The following is a 1,548-nucleotide window of genomic DNA, read 5'->3' as shown; positions in this document are numbered from 1 at the left end:
CCCGGATTATTCGTCGGACGGGCGATTTCGGGTTGGCGAGCGTAGCTTAACCTACTGATTTAGTGTAGAGAAAGGTTGTTGACGCCACTCTCGAACACCGGACAGAAAGTGCCACGCCCGCCATGACCGACGATAGCGTTACTTGCTTTGGATTCCCAGCTATTCGGCGCAAGAAAGTGACGGCGGCGTTCGATGGCGGGCGACTGACATCGGATGGTGGCGTGCTGCTGTTGGCGCAGGCAGAACGCGCGATGGGCATTGCCGGACGCCTGGCCGGTTGCATTGCTGATCCCCGCGACCGGAGCCGTGTCATCCACGACCTGGACGACATTTTGCGGGCGCGGATCCTGGCGATCGCCTGCGGCTATGAGGATGCCGACGATCTCGATCATCTGCGCCATGATCCAGGCTTCAAGCTGGCGGCGGGCAAGCTGCCCGGCGGCACCATCGGTCTCGCCAGCCAACCGACGATGAGCCGCTGGGAGAATGCACCGACGACCCGCGAACTGGTGCGGATGATGGACGTCATGGTCGATCTCTATTGCGCCAGCTACCCGGTCCCGCCGGCGGCGGTGACGCTCGACATCGACGAGACGGTCGATGTCGTCCACGGCGGCCAGCAGCTCTCGTTCTGGAATGGTCACTACGGCGAGCGCTGCTTCCTGCCGATCCATGTCTACGACACCGCGACCGGACGTCCGGTCGCCATGCTGCTGCGCACCGGCAAGACGCCGTCGGGCACCGAGATCGCTGGCCATGTCCGCCGGCTGCACCGGCGTATCGAGACGCGATGGCCCGATACCCGCATCACGCTGCGCGGCGATGGTCATTATGGCCGGCCCGAGATCATGGCGTGGTGCGAGGCCAACAAGGCCGATTATGTGTTCGGACTTCCCGGCAACCGGACGCTGCACGCCGATCCCGTCATTGTCGCTGCCGCCGACGCGGTCTGCGTCGAGCGTGCCACCCGCGGGTTGCCGGTGCTGCGCCGCTATGCCGAGACGCGCTACGCGGCAAAGAGCTGGGGCGAAACTGATCGCCGGGTTGTCGCGCGCATCGAGGCCACTTCGCTCGGCCTCGATATCCGCTTCGTCGTCACATCGCTCAAGGCTGGCAGCGCCGAACACGTCTACGACACGCTCTATTGCGCTCGTGGGCAGGCCGAGAACCTCATCAAGCTCCACAAGGCGCAGTTGAAGAGCGACCGCACCTCGTGCCGCTCGGCCAATGCCAACCAGATGCGGCTGTTCCTCCACACCGCCGCCTACTGGCTGATGTGGCGACTGCGCCAGGCGCTGCCGCAATCCACTGCGCTCAGGGCCGCCGAGTTCGCCACCATCCGCCTGCGGCTGATCAAGGTCGCCGCACGCGTCATCGAGACCGCCACCCGCATCCGCATCGCGTTCGCCAGTGCCTGTCCGGATGCCAAGCTGTTCCGCCACGTCGCCCTCAGCTTGCGCGCCGCCAGCCCATAGCCGATGCGGCCGTGCCGCCGATCAAGCCCATCCCCGCAAACCCGCAAACACCCGAAATCGCGCCGTCACCTGC

1 protein-coding gene is annotated in these 1,548 nt (G+C 65.4%); it reads left to right on the top strand.

What is annotated here, in order from left to right:
* The first annotated feature begins 122 nt into the window (after window positions 1–122).
* Window positions 123–1,475: an IS1380 family transposase gene (locus tag QN347_RS19205; protein ID WP_322159917.1), complete on the top strand. Its 1,353-nt coding sequence runs from the start codon at window positions 123–125 to the stop codon at window positions 1,473–1,475.
* Window positions 1,476–1,548 lie beyond the last annotated feature (73 nt).

It is taken from the genome of Sphingomonas sp. 10B4, assembly GCF_035019905.1.
Lineage (GTDB): Bacteria > Pseudomonadota > Alphaproteobacteria > Sphingomonadales > Sphingomonadaceae > Sphingomonas > Sphingomonas glacialis.
Note: the sequence above shows the minus strand (reverse complement) of the source record. Positions and strands in the feature narration are given on the sequence as shown.